We start from the raw sequence: 20,037 nt of genomic DNA, 5'->3' as shown, positions 1-20,037 counted from the left end.
AGAACCTTGGAGGTACTGAATACGACCGTGTAGTGACTACGGCCTTTCAGATAACTACGGCCTTTCAGACGGAGTCCTGAGGCGGTACGCGGTCCAGCGGCGACGCAGCCAGTCGCCGGTTTCCCCGATCGCGACCAGCAGGACGGCGGACGCGGCGCAGGCCGCGAGGCCTGCGGACTGGCCGAGTGCCTTGCCCAGAAGCCACAGGATGAGGGTGACGACCACCCACCACATGAGGAGCGAACGAGCCAGGGGCAACCAGCGTGTCTTGTCCGTCATGGTGCGTGCGTTCCTTCCGTACGGTCCTACGGTTCATACCGGCCGTTCACAGCGGAGCTCAGGGGCGCCACTTTCCGGCCACCGCTGAGGTACCGTCACCGCTCGTGTCCATACCCACGTCAGTCGCTACGGCACCTCGCGATTCCCGCAGCCTGGCACGGGCCGCACAGATCTTCGTCGCGCTCTTCGCACTGCTCGATCCTCTGCGTCCGACGCTCTTCACCGACGCCGAGCAAGGGGAGCGCGGGGAGCTCTACGGCCGCTACATGCAAGTCTCCTCAACCCTCGGGCTCGTGGCGATCATCGTTTTCGTGCTCTGGTTCCGGCGATGCCGCCACAACGCCGAGCTCCTGTCGCCCGGCTCCTTCGCCTACTCACCAGGCTGGGCCGTAGGCGCCTGGTTCACCCCGATCCTGATGTTCTGGCGCCCGCGCCGCATCGCCCTAGACATCCACCGGGCTCTCACCCACAACTCCGCCCCGGACAACACCGTCACCCTCATCAACGCCTGGTGGGCAACATGGATCGGCCACACGGCCACAGCCCTGATGGCCACCTCGGCCACCACCACCTCGCTCCCTCTGTCGATCACCGCCCAGGCCCTGTATCTGATCGCCGCGGTACTCGTCATCGTGATCATCCAACGCTTCACCACAGCCCAAACACCGGCCCAGGCGGCATGAGCACACAAGACAACGAGTCCGGAGCGCCGGCCCGGCAGAGCTGATGGCGGCGTGCCCGGAGAACCGGTCACGCCTCCCTCCGCAGACCAGTTCCCTCACCTGGCACAACCCTTCTGTCCGGTCCGTGGTCCAACATCACGACGGCGGGGAACGGGCCCTCGCAGTGCCTCCCGCGACTCCATGCCCGGCCTCACCATGCCGAGATCCCAGGAGCCACGACATGCGCAGCACGCGTTCCACCACCGGAACCGCCAGAAGCACCGGGACCGCCAGAAGCACCGGAAGCCGAACGAGCCGGATGTCCGGTACGGCCGTGGCGACCGTGATGCTGACGATCGGCGCCACGATCACCGCGACGGCCTCTCCCGCCGTCGCCGCCCCCACGGCCCTGGAGGCGGCCCACGACGACTTCAACGGCGACGGATATCCCGACCTCGTCGTCTCCGCTCCCGGCGGCACCGTCAGCGCCCAGAAGGGCGCCGGCTACGTCGCCGTGCTGTACGGCTCCGCGAGCGGCCTCTCCACCTCCCGTCGGGCGACGTTCAGCATGAGCACCCCCGGCATACCGGGTCTCGCCCAGCCCGGCGACGGCTTCGGACAGACCACCGCCTCCGGCGACCTGGACGGCAACGGCTACGCCGATCTCGTCATCGGCATGCCCGGCAGAGACATCGGCACCGCCACCGACGCGGGGGCCGCGGTCGTGCTGTGGGGCTCCGCGAACGGGCTGCGGGCCACCAGCCCTCTCTGGCTCCAGGACACCGCTCCGACGGCCGGCGGCCGTTTCGGGACGGGACTGGCCACCGGCCGGTTCACGGGCTCCGGCGTCGAGCTTGCGCTCTTGTCCAAGAAAGCCCTGTGGACATACGGCTTCGAGGCCACGGCCGACGGCGGGCACACCTCGGAGGGCGCCCCGATGGCCTGGAAGTGGTGGGAGGAATTCACACCCACCGGCCTCACCTCGGGCGACTACAACAACAGCGGCGCCGACGACCTGGTCCTGCTCGGCACCATCACCACCTACGAATCGCTCAATCCCGTCGAGACCGTCGGAGCGGCCAGTTACTTTCCCGGTGGCCGCAACGGGCTGACGTACAGCCACGGACTCCGCGGCGGCCCGGTCGGCGCCTCCGGTGACATCAACAACGACGGCTACACCGACCTCGTCTTCGGCTCCCCCGCCGACAGCGACGACCTCAACGAGTGGCTGCTCGACGGAGGCACCGTCGACGTCTTCTTCGGCGGGCCCAGCGGCCCGAAAGGTCTGGACGCCGACCAGCACTGGAGCCAGACCACCATCGGCGCCTCCGGCGACGACAAGACCGGTGACCGCTTCGGCGGTGCCGTCACCGTGGGCGACGTCAACGGCGACGGCTACGCCGACGCCGCGATCAGCGCCCCGGCCAACGACATCAAGAACCTCACCGACCCGGGCACCGTGTGGGTGATGCGTGGTACCGCCCGTGGGCTCACCCCGAGAGACCTGTCCAGCTTCAGCCAGAGCACGCCGTCCGTCCCCGGTGACAACGAGAACCACGACCGGTTCGGCGGCGCCCTCCGGCTCATCGACGCCAACCAGGACGGCAAGGCCGAACTGATCGCCTCCGCGCCCGGCAAAAACACCAACGACGGCGCCGCCTGGGTCTTCCCCGGCACGAGCAACGGCCCCACCGCCAAGGGATCATGGTCCTTCAACGGCGCCACGCTCAGCGCGCCTTCCCCCGACGCCCGCTTCGGGGAGACCCTCGCCCCGTAGGGGCGACTCCGGGACGGGGGCACTGGGCGCAGGGGCAGGGGGACCTCAGACCAGGTCGGCGAACTCGCCTTCCGCTATGCACCGTCGTTGCCGTCGCGCAGGGAATGGATCATGCTCCGCAGGATCCGGAACGCGTCTGACTGCTCGGTCTCGGTCATGCCGGCCAGCATTCTGACCTCGACGGACCGGACCGCTACGGTCGCCTTCTCCAGGCTCCGTCGGCCGCGAGGCGTGAGCCGCGTGGGAAGAACCTTCCCAACGGGTGCCTCCGCGGGCCTGGTCACGTAGCCCTCTCGTTCCAGGGCCTGGAGCAGCACGTTCATCGACTGCCGTGTCACGAACGCGCCCCGCGCGAGCTCGGAGTTCGACAAGCCCGGCCGTTGAGCCAGCAGTTCGAGGCAGGAGTAGTGCGTCACGCTCATCCCGAGCGGCCGCAGCACCTCCTCCATGGCTGAGCGCAGGACGCTCGACGCCTCTTTCAGCAGGTAGCCCAGCGACGTCTCCAGGTCGACACCGTCTTGATTCATGTCAGAAGTCTGACATACATTGACCTGTGTCAGAAAGCTGACACGAAAAGAAGGAGCATCACCATGCCCGCCACCGGCCCCGACTTCATCTCGCTCCAAGCGCGCGACCTCGACGCTTCGCAGGCGTTCTACGAGCAGTACCTCGGCCTCGTCCGCTCGCAGGCCGGACCTCCGCACGCCGTCGTCTTCGAGACGAAGCCGATCACGTTCGCACTCCGCGACATCGTTCCCGGCACCGATCTCGCGTCCGTTGCCCAGCCCGGCATCGGTGCCGCGATCTGGCTCCACGCCACAGACGTCCAGGCCATCCACGATGCTCTCGCCGCCGACGGTCACACCATCGTCTCCGCACCGATCGACGGCCCCTTCGGCCGGACATTCACCTTCGCCGACCCCGACGGCTACCAGGTCACTCTCCACGACCGCGCCTGACCGGCCGAACGCCACCGGACGATCACGATCCCCGAAGACCGCGGTTGCGCCCTGGGCTCGTGCGCGACGCACGCGTGGCGCCACACCCGCCGCGGGGACACGTTCGTCACCGGCATCATCGACCTCACCCCGGTCCGCGACGGCACCGGACCGTCGAGACTGCTGAACATGGTCGAAGGCCGATCCAAGCAGGTGCTCAAAACCCGGAAGCGATGCCGGCCGTTCAGGCCAGGTCGTCGAACTCGCCTTCCTTGGCGCCGCCAAGGAAGGCGCGGAGCTTGGCACGGGTGGTGCGGATGACGACGTCCGGGTTGTCGCTCTCACGCATGAGGATCTCGCCGTCGTACTCGGCTAGTTCGAGGCAGTTGTCACCGTCGGCGTCCGCCGATTTTGAGGACCTGCGCCACTGAACATCCATCGTTTTCAAACCCTTCTGCTGTTGTGACAACTCGGGAACGAAACGGGCGGCCCCCGCCTGCGCCGATGGGGACCGCCCGAAGGGGGAGTGACACCGGCTGTTCAGGCCAGGTCGTCGAACTCGCCTTCCTTGGCGCCACCGAGGAAAGCGCGGAGCTTGGTACGGGTGGTGCGGATGATGACGTCCGGGTTATCGCTCTCACGCATGAGGATCTCGCCGTTGTGGTCGGCTAGTTCGAGGCAGTTGCTACCGTCGGCGTTCGAGGACTTTGAGGACTTGCGCCACTGGATTTCCATAAATTCTCACGCCTTCAGACTTGTTGTGCGATCTCGCGGATGAAGCCCCGCGAGCTCTCCGGGTCGAGCGACTTCTCCTCGGTCCGGTCCAGCGCGACTCGCCAGTTCTCAAGACCCGTTTCGGCATCCAGGAAAGCCGATCCAGTCGTGGGATCCGTCTGTACGGTGTCGAGCTGCGGAACGGGGCCGTACACGTAGTGTGCCGAACTGCTCGCGTGCGGGAAACCGCCCGCCGCGAACGGGATCACGCGCACGGTGACGTTGTCGCGTTCCGACTCCTTGAGCAGGTGGTCAAGTTGACCCTTCGTCACCTTGGTCCCTCCGTACGTCATCCGGAGTGCGGCCTCGTGAATCAGGAACGTACAAGCGGGTGGGTCCGTTCGGTCGAGAACGTCGCGTCGCTTCAGCCGGTGCGACAGCAAGCGCCGTAGGTACGCGGGGTTCGGCGGCGGCACAGTCTCCGCGAACACCGCGCGTGCATAGTCCTCGGTCTGGAGCAGGCCCGGGAAGTGCATGATCTCCACCGATCGGATGCCGACGGCATGGTGCTCCAGCTCGGCGAGATCGAGTGCGGCACTGGACAAGTCGCCGCGATAGTCCTCCCACCAGCCGTTTATGCGCTCCCCAGCCATGTCGGCCAAGGCATCGATGTACGCCACGTCAGGGCACTTGTAGTGGCTGGCCCATGCCCGTACCCGCGCGGGGCTGACACCGAACCGTCCCGACTCGGTGTTGCTGATGGTGGTCCGGTCCGCGCCGAGCAGGGCCGCCGCCTGGGCAATCGAGAGGCCGGTGTGCTCCCGGATCTTGCGTAGCTCGGAACCCAGTCGGCGCTGTCGCGCGGTGAGTGCCTTCCTCGGCGCCATCGACCTCTCCTCTTGTCAGGTCTCAGTGTGGCCCGTACCCAAACCACAATCCACTTCGTCACCCACAATATCGAAGCGGGTACCACTAGTGATGAGCAGAGGGTACTGTCGTCATAGCACCGCGTCGCACGTCAGTAAGACCGAAGTGCAGCCGCACGGGCGTGCCTTGAGGCGTGCTCAGGCTTCGGCGGCTATTGCCACGCATGGCGGGCATCGCGGGTACACACCGCGTTGGGAGACGAGACATGACCTCTGTGAGTGCACCGGTTCCTCCACCTCAACCAACTCCGGACGGGCCAAGAGGCAACTGTTACCGGCTGGTTGTGCCGAATTCGGCGTGTGCGCCGAGGATCGCGCGGGACTTCGTCGGGTCGTTACTCCGTATCACCGACCATCCCGCCCTCGCCGACGACGCCCGCCTCTGCGTGACCGAAGTCGTCACCAACTCCCACCGCCACACCGACTCATGGCAGATCCAGGTCGATGTGACGGTTCGTCAGCGAGAGGTGACGGTGTACGTCAAGGACGACAAGCCGTACGCCCTGCCCGTACCGGGCAACAGCGACACCCAGCAGGAACACGGCCGTGGCTTGCTCCTCGTGGAGAACCTCGCCGCGCAGTGGGGTTCGACGGTGTACGGAGGCCGCTCGCCCGTGGCGAAGACCGTCTGGTTCACGCTGGCCGAGGGCGCGGCGGGCACGTAGTGGAGCCCGTGACCGATCCTGTTCTGTGGGCAGTCGTGTCCATCGTCGTCAGTGCGACCATCATGGCGGTGGGCGTGCTCTACGCGTCGATGGCGGCCTCGAACGAGGCCGATCCGCCCGTACCGGCCGACGGCGAGAAGGGCTTCACATACACCTGCCACTGCTACCGCGATCCCATACGCGTTACGGTCCGGCCTCCCGTCGACAGACGGCCGTGGCAGTAAGGGCAGTTTCTCCAAGCCGGGCGGCCGTGGCCTCTTGGAGGCGACGGCCGCGTCGGGAACGTTTCTGCCCTGCGGATGCCGTTAGTTGGCAGCGCAGTTGACCTGGACTTGGTACGTACGCTCAGCAGCGTCGATCGCGCGGTCGCTGCCGTGGTATGCGCCGACCTGGTAGTAGTTGAACGTGACGGTGTAGGCGCCGCACTCGTTCAGCTCACCTGAACCACCAAAGTGCTGTGCAGCCCGAGACTCCTGCTGAGCCGACGCTTCGTAGTCGAATACCTTCTCTCCCTGCTTGCTCACTGTCCCGGTGGCCCGGACCGAGGACGGGTAGCCGGGCGTGCTGTTCCACCAACTGGCTCCCCAGTAGTAGGTGTTCCGGTCCGTCTCCAGCCACGCCTGCACGAGACCCGTGTCGTAGACCTTCAGACACACCCATGCGTCAGTGAAGATGTATCCACCGGAACCGTAGAACTCCTCCTTCGGCGTGCAGTAGTTGCCCGGCTCCGGATGCTGCGGGGCCGCCGCCGCCGGACCTGCGCCCGGGATTGCCAGAGCAGCCAAAGCAAGCACCGCCGTACTGACGACGGCCCGGAACATGGCGTGCGCTTTCCTCATGTCGTTCCCCTCCTGTGGGAGTCACCGACCGCGAACGCGGTGGCCGCCGGGAGAACGATCATGCCGACAAACTGGAAACCGTCTGATCCAACCGGAACTTTGACCGACGGCTGGGACAGGGTGCGCAGGAGTGGAATGGGGCTTCTGGGCTTGGCTCAGCGGCGAACGGCCGGTGAGTGGCTGGGGTTCAGGACCGCTGTGAGGGTGGGGTTTTCGGGTGCGGGTCAAACCCAAGAGGTAGTTGGGGTGGGCCGGGTGGTTTGGTGTGACGTGGGGGCCGCCCCTCTGGTTTTGATTGTGGCGGGGTCGTGCCGGGCGTCAAGGGCGCTCCTTCGTCGCGTCGCTGCGCGATGGGCTGCGCCCACCCTTGACACCCGGCACGATCCCGCTGAAGTGCAGGTGGGAGGGGCGGCCCGGGGGAGGGGTCCCCGGGGAGCTCAGATATGGGTGCCGGTCTCTTTCCGGCCTGCGGCCCGGCGGGTGGAGTGCGCAGCAGTGGAATGGGGCGGCCCGGCACCGGCTCAGCGACAAACCGTCCGCTGCTTGCCGAGGTTCAGTCCCGTGTCTGAGATCCGTGACCGCATGGCACCCCGGGCATCAGGCCATTCCATCCGCCTGGCCAGGGGCCGGTGGAGCGACAGGCCGGTGTCCGTCCACTCCTCACGTCCGCAGGACACAAGAGACCGTCGGACGGCCCTCAGGTCGGGATGAGTGCATGGCGGACTTCAATCGATGCCCCATATGCCCCTGTTTGGCCGCCCGTTGAGGGTCCCAGCGGGCGGTCTTGTGTCCTCAGTAGCGATAAGCCGTCCTCAGGACGTATCGACGGCCCGCACAGGCCCACTGTCCTTCCGAACAGCCCCACCCACTCCACCACCCACACACCCCAGCAGCGGTCTTGAACCTCAGCAAACGGACGGTGGCCAGACGCTGAGCCGACGCGCCACCGCCCCATTCCACTGGTGCGCAGACCACCCACCGGCCCGCAGGCCGGGAAGAAACAGGGACCTCCCACTGAGCCCCCGGGGACCCCTCCCCCGGGCCGCCCCTCCCACCTTCCTTCAGCGGGGACGGGACGGGTGTCAAGGGTGGAGCGCAGCGCAATCGGCGCAGCCGACGCGACGAAGGAGCGCCCTTGACGCCCGGCACGACCCCGCCACAATCAAAAACAGAGGGGCGGCCCCCACGCCACACCAAACCAACCGGCCCACCACGACTACCTCTCGGTCGTGACCCGCAGACAACGGCCCCACCCTCACAGCGGTCCTGAACCCCAGCCACCCACCGGCCGTTCGCCGCTAAACCGAGCCCAGAAGCCCCACTCCACTCCCGCGCACCCCGCGCACCGACCCGCACCCGCCCCCATCCCACCGCCCCACCGCCCCAACAATTCACTTGCCCCACTGTCACAGCCGTGGCATACGCTGCGCACAGTAGTGGCCGCGCCCCGCGTACCGTTCTCAGCTCCTCATCTCCTCATCGGCGTTTCTCATCAACGGTGTTCGGAAGCCGCGCGGCCCGGCTCAGCACCCGGCCCATCCACCGGGTCTCTTTGTGGGGGTACGAATCAACGTGCGTACGCGCACCCTGTCGACCGCGCTCGCGGTCCTCATCAGCTCGTCGGCGCTCGCCGTCGGCACCGCGGGCTCGGCCACCGCCGACTCCGCCACGGCCCTGCCGATCAACTCGTACGGCGATCTCGCCGTGGACGGTGTCCACAAGCGGGTCTACATCAGCGACCCGAGCGGCAACAAGGTCGTCGTCACCGACTACGCGGGCAAGCTCGTGACGACCGTCACCGGTCTCCCCGGTGTACGGGATCTGGCGATCACTCCCGACTCCACCACCGTCTACGCGGCCGTCCCGGGCGACGACAGCGTCGTGGCCATCGCGACCGCCACCGCGACCGAGGCGACCCGGTACGCGATCGGCGAGAACACCGATCCGCAGACTCTCGCCGTGGCCGGCGGCCGGGTGTGGTTCGCGTACGGGCAGGAGCCCTCGCACCACCTGGGCTCGTTCGATCCGGCCGCGAGCACCCCCGAGGTCGTTCTCGACCAGCTCCCCGACCGGCCGTGGCACGACGCGCCCGAGATGGAGTCCACCGGGAACACCCTGGTGTTCGGCACCCACAGCACCTGGTCGGGCCTGGCCGTGTACGACGTGTCCACCGGCGTCCCGGTCCTGAGCAAGGAGGGAATGCCGCCCGAGGCCACGAGCGGTATGAACGACTTCGCGCTGAGCGCCGACGGCAAGAAGATCGTCGCCGCGTCGGGCGAGTCCCCGTACGCGGCCACCGCGATCAACGCCGAGGACCTCACCCGTACCGGCGGCTATCCCACCGAGGCCGGCAACCCCACCTCCGCCGCGATCGCTCCGGACGGCACGGTCGCCGTGTCCACGTACTCCTGGTACGACAAGGACATCTACGTCTACAAGCCCGGTACGACCAAGCCGTACCGCACCTACACATACGCCCAGACCGCGACCGGCGGCGACACCATCGCCACCCAGGGGCTGGCCTGGGCCCCGGACAGCAGCAGGCTGTTCGCCATCGCCTCCGGGTACAGCAAGCACTATCTGCGCGTCCTGGAGAACGCCGCCCGCTATCCGTCGGCGGTGAGCGTCGCCGCGCCCTCGAAGGCCACGCGCGCCAAGAAGATCACCGTCACCGGCAAGCTGGCCTCCGCCAAGGCGTTCCCGGCGGGCACGAAGGTCACCGTCGTCCGCACCGACATCGCCTCGCCCAAGGGCCGGTCGCTCGGTACGAAGACGGTCACTTCCGCCGGCACGTTCTCCTTCACCGACGCACCGCCGGCCGGCGGCAGTGTCGTCTACACCGCGCAGTACGCGGGCGACGCCACGCACGCGCCCGCGTCGGGCAAGGACACGGTCGCCGTCTCGCGTACGGCCACCGCCCTCTCGCTCAACCACAACGGCGCCGTCTACTCCTACGGCGCCGATGTCTCCTTCACCGCCCACCTCGGCAAGACGTTCTCGAACCGCGTCGTCGAGATCTGGGCCGACCCGGCCGGCAGCGACAAGCCCAAGAAGCTGCTGAAGAGGGGCAAGGTCAACTCCAAGGGCAATCTGTCCGCCACCGTGGACATGACCCGGGACACCTCGGTCACCGCCGTCTACGCGGGCGACACGCGCTCAGGTCCCAAGACGGTGAAGTCGAGCGCGTTCGCCAAGGTGAAGGTCTCCACAGCCGTCTCCAGGCACTACAAGACGGGCAAGATCGGCTCCACGTCGTACTACTGGTTCCACAAGAACACCGATCCGCTCCTGACGACGTCGATGACGTACTACAAGGGCCGTGCGCAGCGCTTCCAGCTCCAGGTCTACTACCAGGGCACGTGGTACGACTCGGGCTCCGAGTACTTCGCCCTGGCCACCAACGGGAAGTCGGCGGTCCAGCTCGGAGCGCCCGGCGAGGCCGGGATCCGCGCCCGTATGCGCTCCTCGTACATCAACGCGTCCTCGGGCGACACCGTGAACTCGACCACGCACGGTGCGTGGAAGTACATGTACTTCACGAAGTAAGCCCTTCGATGCCGTGAGGCCGGGTCCCGCATACGGGACCCGGCCTCACGGGCGTTACGGGCACCGGCCGTAGGACCTAGTGCGCGATGCTGTCGATCAGTTCGCGCGCTCCCTGCCGCAGCAGCGAGACGGCCACGGACGTGCCCAGAGTCGCCGGATCGAGCGGGCCCGCCCACTCGTGGGCGTTGAGTACGGTCTTGCCGTCGGGCGTGAAAACACAGGCGCGCAGCGAGAGGTCACCGTTGCGCTGGGCCTGGGCGTATCCGGCGATCGGTGAGTTGCAGTGGCCCTGGAGGACATGGAGGAACATCCGTTCCGCCGTCGTCTCACGGTAGGTGCCGGGATCCCCGAGGCCGCTGACGGTGTCTATCAGGACGGTGTCGTCCTCGCGGCACTGGAGAGCGAGGACGCCCGCGCCGATCGGCGGGCACATCGTCTCGGGCGAGAGGATCTCGCTGATCACATCCGCGCGGCCGATGCGTTCGAGGCCCGAGACGGCCAGGAGGATGGCGTCCGCCTCGCCCGCGGCGAGCTTCTCCAGCCGGCGGTTGGCGTTGCCGCGGAACGGGACGCACTCCAGATGCGGATGCGAGGCGGCGAGCTGGGCGACACGGCGCACCGAGGAGGTGCCGATCCTGGTGCCGTCCGGGAGTTCGCCGAGAGTGAGACCGCCCGGGTGGACAAGGGCGTCGCGGATGTCGTCGCGCTTGAGGAAGGCGGCGAAGGTCGTGCCCGCGGGCAGCGGGCGGTCCGCGGGAATGTCCTTGACGCAGTGGACGGCGAGGTCCGCCTCGCCGGACAGCAGCGCGGCGTCGACCTCTTTGGTGAAGGCGCCCTTGCCCTCGACCTTGCTCAGGTCGCCCATCCACTTGTCGCCGGTGGTCTTCACCGGGATGACCTCGGTCGCGATCCCCGGGTGGAGCGCGGCCAGCTCGGTGCGGACGCGCGCCACCTGGGCGAGGGCCATGGGCGAGTCGCGGGAGACGATACGGATCAGCTCAGGCACGGACATGCGCCCACGATAGACCGTCGTGCCCGCGCCCACGCGGCCCGCCCGCCCGGCCGCCGGAGAGGCGGCGCGGGCCGACGAAACCGTACGTCGACGCCTCAGGCGGTCAGCCGTTGTGCCGGATCAGGGATTCCACCAGGCCGGAGCGGGTCGCGGGAAAGTCCAGCGGTACGATCCCGAGCCCGCGCCAGCCGGTCGCCTCCGCGCCGTCGAGGAACGTATGTACCTGCGGATTGAGCCGGTCGGAGTTCCAGCGTGGCGGCAGCAGGGCCGCCGTGCTGACGTAGTTGACGAACAGCTTGCCGGGCTGCTGGACGGCCTTGCGGAAGTGGGCCTCGATCTTGGGGTACTTGGCGAAGGGCTCGGCCTGGTAGTCGTCCTGGATGTCGAACAGCCCGCCGTCGCCGTACCGCACACCGGGCAGCCCGCCGTTGTCCGCGAGCAGCACGACCCGGCCGCGCGCCTCGCCGAGCGTGGGCAGACCGCCGTCGAGCCGGAAGAGGGAGCGCCAGCCCTTGCCGTCGAGATAGGTGTCGAAGATCCGCCGGAACTCGGCGTCGCTCTCCTCGGAGTACTCCTGCTTGAGCCGCATCAGCACGGTCTCGGAGGGATGGTCGCGCAGGAAGTCCCGGCAGGCGCCGAGCACATCATCGAAGTTGAGGTTCTGGTAGAACGCGGCGTGGTGGATGCTGAACGCGTTGTCGAAGGCGCGGCAGCGTACGTCCAGGAAGCGGATTCCGCTGTTCAGCTGCGCGGCGATGGTGGTGTTCTGGCACGCCACCCACAATCCGCCGACCTGCGCGCCGGAGTTGTGCGTACCGGGAATCGTCAGCCGCTGTAGGGGCGTGGCGTCACCGAAGCCGCCCATCCAGTCCTGTGGCGCGAGCGCCCGTCGCGACGCGGCGACGGCGGGCGCCGCGCCGATGAGGGCGGTGGCGGACACAGCGAGCGCGCCGGCCAGAAAGCCGCGGCGCGTACCGGTATGTGTGCTCATACGAAGGTGCCTCCGTCTGCTGTGGGGGGTCAGCCCTCGGATTATGTCCGGTACACGTCACACGCGGAACAGGGCGGAATGAACGGCGGCGAAAGGAACGGAGCGCAGCACAAGCGGAATCAACGGAGCGCAGCACAAAGGGCGGCGAGCCGAAGCCCACCGCCCTCCGTACGTCGTACCGCTGACTACACGTCGTACCGCGAACTACCGGATGATCGTGATCCGGTCCGCCGCCGGCGGGGCCAGCGGGGACTGGGCCGACGAGTTCGCCGCGAGGTACGCGTTCAGCAGGTCCAGGTCCGAGGGACCGACCAGCTTGTTCTTGCCCTGGGCGAGCACCGCGAAGCCGTCGCCGCCGCCGCCGAGGAACTCGTTCATCGCGACGCGGTAGGTCTTCGCCGGGTCGATCGCCTCACCGTTCAGCTTCACCGAGTCGGTGACGATGCGGTCCGCGCCCGTCTTCGTCATGTCCAGGGTGTAGGTGAGGCCCTTCGAGATCTGGAGGATCTTCGGAGAAGCCGCGTTGGCGCCGCTGACCTGCTGCTGGAGCGCGGTGACGATCTGCGCACCCGTCAGGTCGAAGACGTTCATCATGTTGGTGAACGGCTGGACCGTGAAGGCCTCGCCGTAGGTCACCACACCGTCGCCCTCGGCCGCCGACGCCTTGTAGACCAGGTCGGCCCTGATGCCGCCCGGGTTCATGAAGGCGAGCTGCGCGCCGCCCTTGTCGGCCGGTGCCGTGCCCGCGAGCTGGGCGTCCGCGATCACATCACCGAGCGGGGACTCCGGGCTCGTGGAGCCGCGGCCGTTGATGTCCGCGGAGATATAGCCCTGCGGGGTGTTGGAGATCGGCGCGGCCACCTTGTTCCAGCGCGCGATCAGGTCCGTCATGTCCTGGGCCTTGGGCTGGTCACGGCTGACGATGTGGTTCGCCGACTTCACGCTCGTGCGCACGATGTCGTCGGTACGACGGTCGTAGGTGAGCGTGGTGTCCGTGTACAGCCTGCCGAACGACGCGGCCGACGTGACCAGCCGCGGGTTGCCGGCCGGGTCCGGGATCGTGCAGGCGTACGCGTTGTGCGTGTGGCCGGTGACCAGCGCGTCGACCTGCGGCGAGATGCCCTTGGCGATGTCGACGATCGGACCGGAGATCCCACCGCCGGGCGCCGGGCTGTCACAGTCGTAGTTGTACGCGGAAGAGGCCGGCGAGCCGCCCTCGTGAATCAGCGCGACGATCGAGTTGACGCCCTGCTTCTCCAGCTCCTTGGCGTACTTGTTGACCGTCTCGATCTCGTCGTGGAACTTGAGTCCCTTGACGCCCTCGGCGGTCACGATGTTCGGCGTGCCCTCCAGGGTGACACCGATGAAGCCGATCTTGATGCCGTGGCTCTTCCAGATCTCGTACGGCGCGAGGATCGGCTTGCCGGTCTTCTCCGACGTCACATTCGCCGCGAGGTACGGGAAGTCGGCGCCCTTGAACTTCTTGCCCTTCTCGTAGCAGCCGTCGATCGGGTGACAGCCGCCCTTCTGGAGACGGGCCAGCTCGACGGCGCCTTCGTCGAACTCGTGGTTGCCGACGCCCGTCACATCGAGGTCGAGCTTGTTGAGCGCCTCGATGGTGGGCTCGTCGTGGAAGAGGCCGGACAGCAGCGGGCTGGCACCGACCATGTCACCGGCCGCCGCGGTGATGGAGAACTTGTTGCCCTCGCGCGCCTTGCGCAGCGAGGTCGCCAGGTACTCGACACCGCCGGCGGGAATCGCCTTGGTCGTACCGTCGGCCTGCTTCTCGTTGACGTTCCCGGACGAACCGGCGGGCGGCTCCAGGTTTCCGTGCAGGTCGTTGAAGGAAAGGAGCTGCACCTGGACCAAGTCGTCCTTGTGGTGGCCCTTGTTCTTCTCACTGTCCTGGCTCGCCACGGCCGGCATCGCGGCGACGAGCGCTCCGACGGTGGCCAGGCCCGCGGCAGCGGCGAGTACCCGCCGTGTCGCGCGCTTCTTCTGCGGTCTCGCTGACATCGGTCCCCTTGTGGATCGAACGTATGCCTGAAGATTCTTGAGGGTATTCAGGTTTTTGAGGGTGTTGAGAGCGTTGAGAATCATGAAAAGTCCGGAGTCTATGAAGACTGCGACGGCAGCCTAGAGTCAACGCGCGTAGCGCGACAGGGGGTACCGGGTTACGAGCTGGTTGATTTTGCGGGTGGAGAGGCTGTCGGGGGACGGGCGGATCTACGTTGCGGGGCCGCCGTCGCCGTACTCTCGATCCATGACTGACGCAGCAGCCCGCGAGCCCGGCCGGCAGATCCAGACACTTGACGCGCTGACCACGGAGCAGGCCGAGGACGTCCTCGACCTGCTGGCCGACGCGGTCGCCTCGGACGGCGTACAGGCCATCTCGGAGCAGGGCAGGCTCCAGTTGCGCGGTGGACACCGCGAGGGCGTACGGCACTTCCTGCTCAGCGTCGAGGGCGGACTCGTCGGCTACGCGCAGTTGGAGGACACCGATCCCGTCGAGGCGCCGGCCGCCGAACTGGTCGTACGGCCCGGCTGCCGCGGTCAGGGCCATGGCCGGGCGCTGGGCGCCGCGCTGCTGGGCGCGTCCGGCAAGCGGCTGCGGGTGTGGGCGCACGGCGGCAAGTCGGCCGCCCGGCATCTCGCCCAGGTGCTCGGGCTGACGCTCTTCCGCGAACTGCGCCAGCTACGGCGCCCGTTGGGCCCGCCGGGCCTCCCGGAGGCGGCGCTGCCCGCCGGCGTCACCGTCCGTACGTTCGTACCGGGACAGGACGACGCCGCCTGGCTCGCGCTCAACGCCGCGGCCTTCGCGCACCACCCGGAACAGGGCGCGCTGACCCAGCGTGACCTGGAGGACCGTATGGCCGAGCCGTGGTTCGACCCGAAGGGCTTCTTCCTGGCCGAGCACGGCGGCGACCTGATCGGGTTCCACTGGACCAAGGTGCACGCCGAGGACCGGATCGGTGAGGTGTACGTCCTCGGCATCAGGCCCGACGCGCAGGGCGGCGGTCTCGGCAAGGCGCTCACCGTCATCGGACTGCGCCATCTCGCGGCGCAAGGTCTGCCGACCGCGATGCTGTACGTGGACGCGGACAACGCGGCGGCGGTGACGGTGTACGAGCGGCTCGGCTTCCGTACGCACGAGGTGGACCTGATGTACCGCACGGAGTCCTGACCGAGGGTCCCGGAGTCCTGGCCGAGGGGCCGGCCACCCTGACCGGCGGTCCCGGAGCCCTGGCCGACGGCCCGTCCCGGTCAGCCCGCCCGACGGTCCCGGCCGCCCCGCCCGACCGGCCGGGACCGTCCCGTAATCCCGCGCGCACGGCCCGTAACAGCGCGCACTCCGGCGCGCCCACGCCACCACCGCGCCCGAGCGCCCCCGATCCGCCTCGGAAAGCCCCCGGGGAGCCCCGTCCCGCTTTCCTTCACGTCATGTCACCGTTACCGGCCATTCAGACGGTCTTGCGACTCTCTCTCAATGCAGCCCGCTCTGCCCCCCACACCGAACGGCAGGATCCGCCTCGCCCCTGCTCTCTCCGACGCGCCGGTCGTCCCCTCTGCGCGGAAGAATGGGGACATGAGCCAGCAGCCCGCCGAGGTACCGGTACAGCAGACCCAGCCGTCCGTAGGTTTCATCACCGCCCACCGCCCTCACACGGTCGCCACGGCCTCGTCCGGCCTCGAACCCGATCTGGACTCCGATCTCGATGTGTACGAGGAGGACGGCGACCAGGAGGGCGAGCTGCCCCACGGCCGGTTCCTCGACCGTGAGCGCAGCTGGCTCGCCTTCAACGAGCGCGTCCTGGAGCTCGCCGAGGATCCCGCGACTCCGCTGCTCGAACGGGCCAACTTCCTCGCCATCTTCGCGTCCAACCTGGACGAGTTCTTCATGGTCAGGGTGGCCGGTCTCAAGCGGCGCATCGCGACCGGCGTCGCCACCCGCTCCGCGTCCGGCCTCCAGCCCCGTGAGGTCCTCGATCTGATCTGGACCCGCTCGCGTGAGCTCATGGCCCGGCACGCCGCCTGCTACCAGCAGGACATCGCGCCCGCCCTGGCCGACGAGGGCATCCACATCATCCGCTGGCCCGAGCTGACCGACAAGGAACAGGCGCGTCTGTTCACACTTTTCCGACAGCAGATCTTCCCGGTCCTCACACCGCTGGCCGTGGACCCGGCGCATCCCTTCCCGTACATCTCCGGGCTCTCGCTCAATCTGGCCGTGGTCGTCCGCAATCCCGTCAGCGGGCACCGCCACTTCGCGCGCGTCAAGGTGCCGCCGCTGCTCTCCCGCTTCCTGGAGGCCTCGCCGCAGCGGTATGTACCGCTGGAGGATGTGATCGCCGCACACCTGGAGGAGCTGTTCCCCGGGATGGAGGTGTTGGCGCACCATATGTTCCGGGTGACTCGTAACGAGGACCTGGAGGTGGAGGAGGACGACGCCGAGAACCTCCTCAAGGCGCTGGAGAAGGAACTGATGCGGCGCCGCTTCGGCCCGCCGGTCCGGCTGGAGGTCGAGGAGTCGATCGACCCGTACATCCTCGATCTGCTGGTCCGCGAGCTGAAGGTGTCCGACGCCGAGGTCTATCCGCTGCCGGGACCGCTGGATCTGACGGCGCTCTTCGGGATCTCGCGGCTGGACCGGCCCGAGCTGAAGTACCCCAAGTTCATAGCGGGCACGCACCGCGATCTCGCCGAGGTGGAGTCGGCGTCCGCGCCGGACATCTTCGCCGCGCTGCGCGAGCGCGACGTGCTGCTGCACCACCCGTACGACTCGTTCTCGACCTCCGTCCAGGCCTTCCTGGAGCAGGCCGCGGCCGATCCGGACGTGCTGGCCATCAAGCAGACGCTGTACCGGACCTCCGGCGACTCGCCGATCGTGGACGCGCTGATAGACGCGGCCGAGTCCGGCAAGCAGGTCCTCGTCCTGGTCGAGATCAAGGCGCGCTTCGACGAGCAGGCGAACATCAAATGGGCGCGGAAGCTGGAGGAGTCCGGCTGCCATGTGGTGTACGGCCTGGTCGGGCTGAAGACGCACTGCAAGCTCTCGCTGGTGGTACGGCAGGAGGGCGACACCCTGCGCCGGTACAGCCATGTCGGCACGGGCAACTACCACCCGAAGACGGCGCGGCTGTACGAGGACCTCGGGCTGCTCACCGCGGACCCGCAGGTCGGCGCGGATCTGTCCGACCTGTTCAACCGGCTCTCGGGCTACTCGCGCCGGGAGACCTACCGCCGGCTGCTGGTCGCTCCGAAGTCGCTGCGCGACGGACTGATCGCCCGGATCAACAAGGAAGTCGCACACCACCGGGCGGGACGGCCGGCCTATGTCCGCTTCAAGGTCAACTCGATGGTCGACGAAGCCATCATCGACGCCTGTTACCGGGCCTCGCAGGCGGGCGTGCCGGTCGATGTCTGGGTCCGGGGCATCTGTGCCCTGCGTCCCGGCGTCGCCGGGCTCTCCGAGAACATCCGGGTGCGCTCGATCCTGGGCCGCTTCCTGGAGCACTCCCGGATCTTCGCCTTCGGCAACGGCGGGGAGCCGGAGGTCTGGCTCGGCAGCGCGGACATGATGCACCGCAATCTCGACCGGCGTATCGAAGCACTGGTCCGGGTCACCGATCCGGCCCACCGCGCGGCACTCACCCGGCTGCTGGAGACCGGGATGTCCGACGACACCTCCTCCTGGCACCTCGGCGCGGACGGCAACTGGACCCGGCATGCCACGGACCAGGACGGCCGGCCGCTGCGGAACGTACAGGAAATGCTCATAGACGCCCGGAGGCGCCGGCGTGCAGCACCATGAAGTGGACATCGAACCCTTTACCGCGGGCGACACCGACCGCCTGACGGCGGGCGAGGTCCTGGCCGGATATCTGCACGCGCGCGCGGGAGACTTCCTGCGCGGGCTGCGGATGTACGGCGAGAGCGGCTCGGACACGGCGGCGGCCGAGGCCGCGGCCCGTACGTTGCGCGGCGCGGCGCGCAGGATCGGCGGCGGGCTGCACACATACCGGCCGCTGCTCGATCCCACCTGGGCCGATCAGCTCCGTACGGAACTGGGCTGGCTCTCCGGCACCCTGGCCCAGGAACACGCGTGTACGAGCAGGCTGCACCGGCTGCTCGGCGCGCTGGCCCGGCTCTCGGGCGCGACGGCGGCGTCGGCGGTGCAGGCCACGGTGCCGGCCGTGTCGGTCTCGTCGGCCACGGCGATCTCGCGTGCGGAGGACCAGCCCGAGGGCGTGCCGTCAGGCCCGGGCACGCTCACGGTCGGCGCGTCCCGCGCGGGAGCGCTGCTGGACCGTCAGCTCACTCTCGCCAGGACGCGCGCCCACTCGGCGGCGCTCCAGGCGCTCGGCTCCTCGCGCTTCCACGCGGTGGCGGACGCGGTGGCCGTACTGGCCTCGGAGGTGCCGCTCGGGCCGCTGGCCGCGGCGCCCGCCGTGGAGGTGCTGGCGGAGCCCGGTGAGACCACGGCACGGCAGTTGCTGGACGCGGTGGCCGCGCTGCCGCTGGCGCGCGCGGCGCATCCGTACAACGCGGAGGCCCTGGTCCACGGTCTCGCGACGGCGTCGGAGGGCGAGGCGCAGGACGCGCCCTGGCATCAGGTACGGCAGTTGCTGCGGCTGCACCGGTACGGGCAGGAGGTCTGGTGCGCGGGCGGCGCGCCGGATCCGATGCTGCTCGGCGCGGGCCAGGCGCTGGACCGGCACCGGGACGCGGCCGAGGCGGCTGCGGCGGCTGCGAACGCGGCCCGCACTCCGCGGATCGCTCCGGCGACGGCGTACGCCCTGGGCGTGCTGCACGCGGATCAGCGCCTTGAGGTGGAGGCGGCGCGTTTCGCCTTCCAGCAGGTGTGGCAACAGATGCCGATGGCGGCGACCGCGCCATGACCGGCCACGGGCACGAGTACGGCCAGGACCGCGAGGGCGAGGATGCCTACGCGTCCACGCCCACGTACACGTACGAACACGGGGACAGCGCAAGCGACAGCGACGGAGGCGACCATATGGCGGGCGTCGGGCACGGCAGGCCGGACGACACCGTGCTCGCGGCCGGCTGTGTCCTGTGGCGCCGCCCGCGCGAGGGAGCCGGCGGGCCCGAGATCTGTCTCGTACACCGGCCGAAGTACGACGACTGGTCGCACCCGAAGGGCAAGCTCAAGCGCGCGGAGGACACCCTGGAGGGCGCCCTGCGCGAGGTGTACGAGGAGACCGGCCACCACTGCGTGCCCGGCGCCCGGCTCGGCACGGTCAGCTATCTGGCCCAGGGCCGTCCCAAGCTGGTCAGTTACTGGGCGGCGGAGGTGACGGACGGCGCCTTCACGCCGAACACCGAGGTCGACCGAATAGCCTGGCTCGCTCCGGCGGCGGCCCGGGACCGGCTCACCCAGCCTCGCGACCGCATCCTGGTGGACGCGCTGCTGGACGCGCTGCACGCGACCTGATCCCGTTCTGACGGCCGACGGACCGACGGGTGATTTCAAGCATGATCAGCCGTCAGCAGCGATAGAAAGCGCCCCGGAGACCGACCGAGCCCTTCAAAAGAAAGGCCGGCACCGGGCTGTATGTCACGGTTCACTTTCCGTTCACCCTTCCCCGTCGGTGGCTTCATCTCATCTGCCTAATTTCGGGCTTACACGGTGACGGTCTCAGTGCCCCACCAACCACCCCGACACACGC

The 20,037-nt window shown here is 68.5% G+C and carries 19 protein-coding genes and 1 pseudogene; 11 read left to right on the top strand and 9 right to left on the bottom strand.

The window, feature by feature from the left end:
* Nucleotides 1-54: 54 nt before the first annotated feature.
* Nucleotides 55-279 (bottom strand): hypothetical protein, encoded by a 225-nt coding sequence (locus ACFV6H_RS36280; protein ID WP_385550960.1) that lies wholly within the window; start codon nt 277-279, stop codon nt 55-57.
* A gap of 104 nt (nt 280-383) precedes the next feature.
* On the opposite strand from ACFV6H_RS36280, the gene ACFV6H_RS36275 reads away from it, so the two are divergent.
* Nucleotides 384-962, top strand: coding sequence for a DUF4328 domain-containing protein (locus ACFV6H_RS36275; protein WP_385550958.1), 579 nt, complete (start codon nt 384-386; stop codon nt 960-962).
* Between the two features lie 220 nt (nt 963-1,182).
* Nucleotides 1,183-2,718, top strand: coding sequence for an esterase (locus ACFV6H_RS36270; protein ID WP_385550956.1), 1,536 nt, complete (start codon nt 1,183-1,185; stop codon nt 2,716-2,718).
* A gap of 74 nt (nt 2,719-2,792) precedes the next feature.
* On the opposite strand, the gene ACFV6H_RS36265 is transcribed toward ACFV6H_RS36270, so the two are convergent.
* Entirely contained in the window at nt 2,793-3,245 is a 453-nt protein-coding gene (locus ACFV6H_RS36265) for a MarR family winged helix-turn-helix transcriptional regulator (protein WP_385550954.1), read from the bottom strand.
* Nucleotides 3,246-3,308: 63 nt separating this feature from the next.
* On the opposite strand from ACFV6H_RS36265, the gene ACFV6H_RS36260 reads away from it, so the two are divergent.
* A complete protein-coding gene (locus tag ACFV6H_RS36260; RefSeq protein WP_384983022.1) occupies nt 3,309-3,677 on the top strand; it encodes a VOC family protein in 369 nt (122 codons plus the stop codon).
* A gap of 69 nt (nt 3,678-3,746) precedes the next feature.
* Nucleotides 3,747-3,881, top strand: a pseudogene (locus ACFV6H_RS36255) (ISL3 family transposase); the annotation flags it as partial.
* Between the two features lie 19 nt (nt 3,882-3,900).
* Here the strand turns inward: ACFV6H_RS36255 and ACFV6H_RS36250 are convergent.
* From ACFV6H_RS36250 to ACFV6H_RS36240, 3 genes are all read right to left on the bottom strand, one after another.
* Nucleotides 3,901-4,095, bottom strand: a complete 195-nt coding sequence (locus ACFV6H_RS36250; RefSeq protein ID WP_385550952.1) for a DUF397 domain-containing protein — start codon at nt 4,093-4,095, stop codon at nt 3,901-3,903.
* A 101-nt stretch (nt 4,096-4,196) separates the two neighbouring features.
* Nucleotides 4,197-4,391: a DUF397 domain-containing protein gene (locus ACFV6H_RS36245; RefSeq protein WP_385550950.1), complete on the bottom strand. Its 195-nt coding sequence runs from the start codon at nt 4,389-4,391 to the stop codon at nt 4,197-4,199.
* A gap of 14 nt (nt 4,392-4,405) precedes the next feature.
* Nucleotides 4,406-5,257 (bottom strand): helix-turn-helix domain-containing protein, encoded by an 852-nt coding sequence (locus tag ACFV6H_RS36240; RefSeq protein WP_385550948.1) that lies wholly within the window; start codon nt 5,255-5,257, stop codon nt 4,406-4,408.
* Nucleotides 5,258-5,580: 323 nt separating this feature from the next.
* On the opposite strand from ACFV6H_RS36240, the gene ACFV6H_RS36235 reads away from it, so the two are divergent.
* Nucleotides 5,581-5,961, top strand: coding sequence for an ATP-binding protein (locus tag ACFV6H_RS36235; protein ID WP_385550946.1), 381 nt, complete (start codon nt 5,581-5,583; stop codon nt 5,959-5,961).
* Nucleotides 5,962-5,969: 8 nt separating this feature from the next.
* On the top strand, nt 5,970-6,185 hold the full coding sequence (locus tag ACFV6H_RS36230; protein WP_385550944.1) for a hypothetical protein: 216 nt from the start codon (nt 5,970-5,972) through the stop codon (nt 6,183-6,185).
* An 81-nt stretch (nt 6,186-6,266) separates the two neighbouring features.
* Here the strand turns inward: ACFV6H_RS36230 and ACFV6H_RS36225 are convergent, their stop codons facing one another.
* On the bottom strand, nt 6,267-6,800 hold the full coding sequence (locus ACFV6H_RS36225; protein ID WP_385550942.1) for a hypothetical protein: 534 nt from the start codon (nt 6,798-6,800) through the stop codon (nt 6,267-6,269).
* 1,572 nt (nt 6,801-8,372) lie between these two features.
* Between ACFV6H_RS36225 and ACFV6H_RS36220 the strand changes: the two genes are divergently transcribed.
* Nucleotides 8,373-10,346, top strand: coding sequence for an Ig-like domain repeat protein (locus ACFV6H_RS36220; RefSeq protein ID WP_385550940.1), 1,974 nt, complete (start codon nt 8,373-8,375; stop codon nt 10,344-10,346).
* 76 nt (nt 10,347-10,422) lie between these two features.
* Here the strand turns inward: ACFV6H_RS36220 and hemC are convergent, their stop codons facing one another.
* From hemC to ACFV6H_RS36205, 3 genes are all read right to left on the bottom strand, one after another.
* Nucleotides 10,423-11,358, bottom strand: coding sequence for a hydroxymethylbilane synthase (hemC, locus tag ACFV6H_RS36215; RefSeq protein ID WP_384983045.1), 936 nt, complete (start codon nt 11,356-11,358; stop codon nt 10,423-10,425).
* A 103-nt stretch (nt 11,359-11,461) separates the two neighbouring features.
* A complete protein-coding gene (locus tag ACFV6H_RS36210; protein ID WP_385550938.1) occupies nt 11,462-12,349 on the bottom strand; it encodes a phosphatidylinositol-specific phospholipase C in 888 nt (295 codons plus the stop codon).
* A gap of 204 nt (nt 12,350-12,553) precedes the next feature.
* Nucleotides 12,554-14,365: a bifunctional metallophosphatase/5'-nucleotidase gene (locus tag ACFV6H_RS36205; RefSeq protein WP_385550936.1), complete on the bottom strand. Its 1,812-nt coding sequence runs from the start codon at nt 14,363-14,365 to the stop codon at nt 12,554-12,556.
* Nucleotides 14,366-14,612: 247 nt separating this feature from the next.
* Here ACFV6H_RS36205 and mshD point away from each other — a divergent pair, with 247 nt between their 5' ends.
* The 4 genes from mshD to ACFV6H_RS36185 all read left to right on the top strand — a co-directional run bounded on the left by mshD (nt 14,613) and on the right by ACFV6H_RS36185 (nt 19,802).
* The gene (gene mshD, locus ACFV6H_RS36200) at nt 14,613-15,533 is read left to right on the top strand and encodes a mycothiol synthase (protein WP_385550934.1); all 921 of its coding nucleotides are present in this window, start codon (nt 14,613-14,615) and stop codon (nt 15,531-15,533) included.
* 402 nt (nt 15,534-15,935) lie between these two features.
* Nucleotides 15,936-18,161: an RNA degradosome polyphosphate kinase gene (locus ACFV6H_RS36195; protein ID WP_385550932.1), complete on the top strand. Its 2,226-nt coding sequence runs from the start codon at nt 15,936-15,938 to the stop codon at nt 18,159-18,161.
* Nucleotides 18,148-19,248 carry a CHAD domain-containing protein gene (locus ACFV6H_RS36190; protein WP_385550930.1) on the top strand — a complete coding sequence of 367 codons (1,101 nt, stop codon included), beginning with the start codon at nt 18,148-18,150 and terminating at the stop codon, nt 19,246-19,248. Before ACFV6H_RS36195 ends, ACFV6H_RS36190 begins: the two co-directional genes overlap by 14 nt.
* Nucleotides 19,249-19,364: 116 nt before the next feature.
* Nucleotides 19,365-19,802 (top strand): NUDIX hydrolase, encoded by a 438-nt coding sequence (locus ACFV6H_RS36185; protein WP_385551023.1) that lies wholly within the window; start codon nt 19,365-19,367, stop codon nt 19,800-19,802.
* The last annotated feature ends 235 nt before the right edge of the window (nt 19,803-20,037 follow it).

It is taken from the genome of Streptomyces sp. NPDC059743 (genome assembly GCF_042732975.1).
In the GTDB taxonomy this organism is placed as follows: Bacteria; Actinomycetota; Actinomycetes; order Streptomycetales; family Streptomycetaceae; genus Streptomyces.
The sequence above is the reverse complement of the archived record's forward strand: the minus strand, read 5'-3'. Positions and strand labels throughout refer to the sequence as shown.